Consider the following 6,627-nt stretch of genomic DNA (forward strand, 5'->3'; position numbering starts at 1 on the left):
CAAATTCTATAGGCAGATAGGCGAAATTGGTTTGGGGAAAACCCCCATGTGGGCGCTTACTAGAACGGATATTCGGGTTAATTGGCGAGGTTGGATACTGGTTTTAAGTCAGGGGCGATAGAAACAGAGCCAAGCGCCTATCGTTGAAGCGGTGCTTAATCCAATTATTAGCCACGTTATTGCATTTCCGACTCGAGGCGTTAGGCGTGAAAAACCCGCCAGCAGCAAGGCAAAGACAGGAATCACCGAAGGGAATAGATAACGCCCGTGTGGACCGGAGACATTGGTTATAGTAACGTATAGCATTGAACCCAAGTGCAAGAGAATGCATACGGCAAAGAGAATCCAAATGGCAGTCTCGGTACGATCCTTTTTCGGTAGTGTCGGCTTTGGCAGCCAACCGTAAATAGAAGCTGCTGTGATGCCCATGTAAATGAAGTAAATCGGTCTCCACAAGTAGCGATTCATGTATCCAAAGAGACCCCAGAAATCAAACCAGACATAACGCCACCAAGCGTAACTGGTGATCAATGGCCAAGGATGAACAATGACACCATCTTTGCGAGGCAATATTGTCGACCATGTTTGATACATAGTCTTGGAACCAAAGACATCGCCACCGAATTCGTAGAAGTTGCGCACAAACCACCAGAGGCTGATGCCGGTCATGCTTCCGAATGCAAATGACAGGCAAGCTGCAGAAGTTGAAAGTGATGCCGAATGGAGCCAGAGTGCTGCAGCCATACCGCCGAAAATTGCCGGAATTAGAACAAGTCCTGTTTGTTTAGCCAAGGCTACCCAACCAAGCAGAAGTCCGATGAGTAATGATTTCTTTGTCGTTAGACCTCGTTTGATTGCGACGACCAAGAGGTAGAAGATGATGCTTGTGAGAGTTATTGTTGTGCTATCCGGATTGATGTAACTATTTACGAATACCAATTGCGGATGTACGACGATCAACAAAGGCAACGCCATTCTGTACAGCGGTTTGTCGGCGAATAATTCTTTGCCGATTTGAATTGCAGCCCAAAGCGTGCCTACTCCAATAAATATGCTGCCGACTCTAGCCGTTGTGTCCAGCATCGAAACGGGAAAGAATTTTGCTATGAGTAGATGTGGTGCGTAACCAAACTGGGCTAACGATCCATAGACAGCCGGCGTGCCGGCGGCAAATACTTCTTCGTGTGTAGGTAGCCGCATGTTATCGAATAGGAAGCGGACCACCCAAAGATGATTGGCTTCATCGGGCGCTTCAGTTAACGGAAGCGTCAAAAGCCAAGCAAATCTAAAGGCAAAATAAAGAACGTAGAGCCACCAAGTTTTTGTCACGTTGTCCTCTATTTATGAATGCTCTAGCGCCGATAATACCCGTCCGGCAAAACTCTTGGCTTTGCATTCTCTCATCTCACAATTTGTAATGCGATAGATATGCTGCCAGCTTGGTGATAGAATCTTCTCAGCTACCCTGACAAGAAGCGTGGCACTGCTGCGAATCAAAGTCAGGTTGCCGAAGGCGAACACTCGAAGTGAGGCAAGAGCGCTGGTGAAGCGGTCGCTGCCGAACGAAGCAGGATAAGCCGGATGGCAGGCGAAGGCAGAGGCGTTAAGCCGAAGCCGGAGCTTAAAAAGGATACGGGCTATTAGCTCAGGTGGCTAGAGCGCACCCCTGATAAGGGTGAGGTCCCTGGTTCGAGTCCAGGATGGCCCAGATTTTTCCTCCGGGGAAAATCAGCCGAGCAAGAGCTGCGGTGAGCAGGTCGCTAGCGAGGCGTCTATTGCCGGATGGCAGGCGAAGGTTGAGGCGAAGCCGAAACCGGAGCATATATAAGGGGGATTGGCTCAGTTGGTAGAGCGTCTCGTTTGCACCGAGAAGGTCAGCGGTTCGAATCCGCTATCCTCCAAATTTTAGAAAATTAAATACAACTTAGTCGTTTGCGGTCATAGGCATTAGACGCGCAAAGCGGATCATATTGCAATTGGCAGGACCCTTAATTGGTTTGTCGCCTTCGCCCCAGTAAGTGCCGGCCCAATAACCTGTGACTTTGTCGTCATCAGAAAGCATTAGGCGAATGACTCCCATGCCGACACCGTTGCGGTGCTTCTGTCCGGCTTTTGGTGGCAAGTATTCAGGGGTGAAGTGGTACGTTGTTGAGCTGTCTATGACAGGTAGTTCGACATAACGGTAGCCGTTATTTTCTTGAATATTTCCTGGTCGATTCATGACCATCATTACGTGTCCTGTGTTTTCACCGCCTACTTCTTTCCAGGCGGCGATGTCGCCGGGTCGAAGATCTTTCCAATTGTCGATGCGCAGCCAGCCGCCTTCGGGTGCGCCGCTATCAAGGCTGTTGAAAAACGTGGCCCAGATTTTTGCTTGTGGATAACTCCAGTCGGGTTCGCGTGAGCGCACTTCCTGGTAGTGGCGTGGTGCTACTGCATGCACGATGTAGCTGATGAAACCGGAGCAGTCGGTATGTGCTTCAAGTGTGCCGTCGGATTCTTTTTCGATTTGCTGAGATGCAGGTACTTCGTGGTGAACGTATTTCACATCGGTTGCGTTGTCGAATATGGATTCTGCCAATTTCAATGCTTGTTCGCTTAGCGGCGAGGCGGGTCCATTGGGATTTGTTTGTGGGGGTGTCGCCTGTGTATTTTGTGCGGGCGCATGCAATGCGCCCCTACTAGGACCGGGTACAGTCGTGACAGGTTGTGACACCATTTTAGATGATGAGACGTGGCCGTTGGGGTTTGATTGCGGTGGTGCAGTCGTGATAGGTTGTGATGTCGTTTTCGACGATGAGCCGGGGCGATGATCATACAGCCAGTGAATTGCGTGTATTTCTGCTTGTTTGTAGCCGGGTGTTTCTTCTGGGTGCGGGCTAATGGACAAGACGCTGCCCTTGCCATACTGGGCGAGGATGATTGCCGGTGAATTGATCATCACTCCAGGCTGTCCGCCATCTCCCACCACTTCGCTGCGAAAATAGGCAAGAGTGGTAAATGTGTTTTCCGACTTCTGAGCGGCTGGAGCAAAGATAGGACCGTTTTCGTAGATGAGTTTGATGCGGTTTTGATTTATACCAAAAATTTCCATGCCGGCTTTGGTAAGTTCGATGTCGATTAACGGGCCATTATCAGGATCTACGCGATACCAATGATCACCGTCGGCTGTTTCAAGAGGAAAAAAGCCGAGATCGGTAGTGTCGTCAGATGAGGCAAGGTAGCCACCGGCGCAGACGCCTAAATAAATACCTCCTTGTGACACAAAACGGCGAATGTTTTGCCGGGCTATTGCGCCCATGCTGCGAGATTCAGAAATTGCGCTGCCGCCGGGGATAACCAGTGCATCAAAATTGTCCAGCGCGCCATTGCGAATGTCGTCGTTGTATATTCGCTCCCAATAGATTGAGTCATCGGCGGTATTGCGAAATTCTTTGAGGAATTCATCGGGCTCGGTGCCGCCTCCAACAAAAATTGCCACTTTTATTCTTTCACTTTGACTGAATGCCGGAGTGAAGAGCATGAGGAGAACTAAACATGCACTTAGCGCGATCAGGTGTGTTGTGAGTGTTCTCATTGTGGTCTCTAGTTAGGTCGCGATGAATTACGGTGGTCGTACATCCAGCGCAGCGCGCGAACAATCATGAATTTCAGACCAGGTGTTTTTTCCGGGTGCGGGCTCATCGCCATAACAATTCCTTTGCCGTAGCGAGAAAGAATCATTGCCGGCGCTCCGAGCATTACGCCGCGCTGTCCACCATCGGCAACTACTTCGCTGCGGAAAAATCCTAGAGGTGTGAATGAGTCATCTACTTTTTCGTCAGGCGGTGCAAAGATTGGGCCGTTCTCATAGACGATTCTGATATTGCGATCTTTCAAGCCGAAGACATCCATGCCGGCAGAAGTCAGCTCAACATTTACGGGTGTTCCGTCATCAACTCTGTACCAATGTTTTTGATCCAATGTTGTAAGCGGCAATAAACCCAAGTAATTTTCTTGCGCTTCAGAAGATAGATAAGCTCCCGCACATACTCCCATGTAAATGCCGCCGTCACGCACAAAGCGACGCACTTCGGCGCGCGCTTGCGGACCAAGACTTATTGCTTCTTTTGCGGCGCTGCCGCCCGGCATGATGAGTGCATCAAAACCTTGAAGGCTGCCGGCGGCAATATCTTCACCGTAAATAGTTTGAAATTGGACATCATCGCTATTGCTTAACACCGTCTCAAAATTCTTTTTGGCTGGAGCCGAGGCGCCACGGTCTTCAAAGAGTGCGACTTTGATTTTTCCGGCAGCAGCGCAGCTGTTGGGCTGATGGAAAATAAAGCCTACGCAAGCAAGGACAATACATATATGTATGGCCGGCCAGATTGCGTGACGTGCAATTTGGTTGCCTTTCACTAGGTTCAAAAGACTCGAAACGCCCATGCTATGTCTAGATCTACATCTGGTCCTTCCCACACCCTCATCCTTATATAACCCCAAATATCGAACTCCTATATAAGAAGGCAAGGCGAAATAGAAAACTCTTATAAACATCGTGGCAAACGGGGAGGCCGATCTGTTATTATTGATAGTTCGTCACGGGGCAATCCCAAGACGCGGCTGACCGGAAAGCCGAACAATTTTCGGTCTGTACTCTGAAAACTGCATATTGAGAAATTGAATGTCTGTATAAGAAGACTAATGTTTTGACATTGTCTTGCTCGATGCCCACGCCGGGTGTCGTGCAATGACGTTGGTCAAGCTACTAAGTGCGCATGGTGGATACCTTGGCACCAGCAGCCGAAGAAGGACGCAATAAACTGCGAAATGCCGCGGGGAGCCGTTATGGGCTTAGATCCGCGGGTGTCCGAATGGGGCAACCCCGTTAGAGTTAATGTCTAACGACGGTCGACTGAATAAATAGGTCGAAACGAGGCAAGTCCGGGAACTGAAACATCTTAGTACCGGGAAGAAAATAAAACAAAACAGTGATTCCCTCAGTAGCGGCGAGTGAACGGGGAACAGCCCAAACCTCTGTGACGCAAGTCATGGTGGGGTAGCGGGACTCTATACGAGATGGGATGAGAATAGTTGAAGTGGTCTGAAAAGGCCCTCCAAAGACGGTGACAGGCCGGTAAGCGAAAGTCTCTGAACCTCAGGAGTATCCCAAGTAATGCGGAGCACGTGAAACTCTGTATGAATCCGCCGGGACCATCCGGTAAGGCTAAATACTGACTGGTGACCGATAGTGAACAAGTACTGCGAAGGAAAGGTGAAAAGAACCCCGGTGAGGGGAGTGAAATAGAACATGAAACCGTGTGCATACAAGCAATGGGAGCACTATTAGATAGTGTGACCGTGTGCCTGTTGAAGAATGAGCCGGCGAGTTACCTTGTGTAGTTGGTTAAGCGGTTAATACGCGAAGCCACAGCGAAAGCGAGTCTGATAAGGGCGTTGATAATTACATGAGGTAGACCCGAACCCGGGTGATCTAGGCATGGCCAGGATGAAGTGTGTGTAACAATGCATGAAGGTCCGAACCGACTGATGTTGAAAAATCAGCGGATGAGCTGTGTTTAGGGGTGAAATGCCAATCGAACCCGGAGCTAGCTGGTTCTCCCCGAAAGGTGTTTAGGCACCGCGTTGGAATTAAGCTTATGGGGGGTAGAGCACTAGTTCGGTGCGGGCGGAGAAAATCCGTACCAAATCGAGTTAAACTCCGAATACCCATAATGTATGTCCAGCAGTTAGACGGCGAGAGATAAGTTCCGTCGTCAAGAGGAAAACAGTCCAGACCACCGACTAAGGTCCCAAAATTCATATTAAGTGATTAAGGAGGTGGAGTTGCATAGACAACCAGGAGGTTTGCTTAGAAGCAGCCATCCTTGAAAGAGTGCGTAATAGCTCACTGGTCAAGCGACTCTGCGCCGAAAATGTACGGGGCTAAAATATGATACCGAAATCGTGGAATTGATTTATCAATTGGTAGGGGAGCGTTCTGTTGTAGGGTGAAGTGTGACCGAAAGGACGCATGGACGAAGCAGAAGTGAGACTGTCGGCTTAAGTAGCGAAAACATTGGTGAGAATCCAATGCACCGAAAGACTAAGGGTTCCCACGGCAGGTTCGTCCACGTGGGGTTAGTCGGGAGCTAAGGCGAGGCCGAAAGGCGTAGTCGATGCACAGCGGGTTAATATTCCCGCACCACCGAAACCGTTGAAGTCGTCAGGACGCAGGAGGTTATGCACGGAGTACCCATTGGACATGGTACTTCCAACAGCGTAGGTAGCTCAGGTAGGCAAATCCGCTTGGGCGTTAAAAACTGAGGCTAAGTAGGGAAGGGGTTCAGGCCCTGTTACTGTGCAAATACCATGCTGCCGAGAAAAGTGGCGATGGAGGCCAAGGTGCCCGTACCCGAAACCGACACAGGTAGTCAGGTAGAGAATACTAAGGTGCGCGAGACAACTCTCTCTAAGGAACTCGGCAAAATAACCTCGTAACTTCGGAAGAAGAGGTGCCATGGTAGGGTGTAGGACTTCGCGTCTGAAGCTCGAGATGGTCGCAGCGAGTAGGTTCAAGCGACTGTTTAACAAAAACACAGGTCTCTGCAAAACCGTAAGGTGAAGTATAGGGGCTGACTCCTG

At 49.8% G+C, this 6,627-nt stretch carries 3 protein-coding genes, 2 tRNA genes and 1 rRNA gene; 3 read left to right on the forward strand and 3 right to left on the reverse strand.

The window, feature by feature from the left end:
* Positions 1 to 108: 108 nt before the first annotated feature.
* Complete coding sequence (locus K2Y22_09705; protein ID MBX9878721.1) at positions 109 to 1,329, reverse strand: hypothetical protein; 1,221 nt, start codon at positions 1,327 to 1,329, stop codon at positions 109 to 111.
* Between the two features lie 305 nt (positions 1,330 to 1,634).
* Between K2Y22_09705 and K2Y22_09710 the strand changes: the two genes are divergently transcribed.
* A tRNA-Ile gene (locus K2Y22_09710) sits at positions 1,635 to 1,708 on the forward strand.
* Between the two features lie 120 nt (positions 1,709 to 1,828).
* A tRNA-Ala gene (locus K2Y22_09715) sits at positions 1,829 to 1,901 on the forward strand.
* A 23-nt stretch (positions 1,902 to 1,924) separates the two neighbouring features.
* On the opposite strand, the gene K2Y22_09720 is transcribed toward K2Y22_09715, so the two are convergent.
* Positions 1,925 to 3,577: a hypothetical protein gene (locus K2Y22_09720; protein MBX9878722.1), complete on the reverse strand. Its 1,653-nt coding sequence runs from the start codon at positions 3,575 to 3,577 to the stop codon at positions 1,925 to 1,927.
* 8 nt (positions 3,578 to 3,585) lie between these two features.
* Positions 3,586 to 4,428, reverse strand: a complete 843-nt coding sequence (locus tag K2Y22_09725; protein MBX9878723.1) for a hypothetical protein — start codon at positions 4,426 to 4,428, stop codon at positions 3,586 to 3,588.
* Positions 4,429 to 4,740: 312 nt separating this feature from the next.
* Between K2Y22_09725 and K2Y22_09730 the strand changes: the two genes are divergently transcribed.
* Positions 4,741 to 6,627 (forward strand): 23S ribosomal RNA (locus K2Y22_09730); the annotation flags it as partial.

The sequence above is a fragment of the Candidatus Obscuribacterales bacterium genome, assembly GCA_019744775.1.
Taxonomy (GTDB): domain Bacteria; phylum Cyanobacteriota; class Vampirovibrionia; order Obscuribacterales; family Obscuribacteraceae; genus SBAT01.

Coding starts and splice junctions, on each gene's coding strand:
- K2Y22_09720 (MBX9878722.1), bottom strand. CDS start 3,577: ATGAGAACACTCACAACACACCTGATCGCGCTAAGTGCATGTTTAGTT.
- K2Y22_09725 (MBX9878723.1), bottom strand. CDS start 4,428: ATGGGCGTTTCGAGTCTTTTGAACCTAGTGAAAGGCAACCAAATTGCA.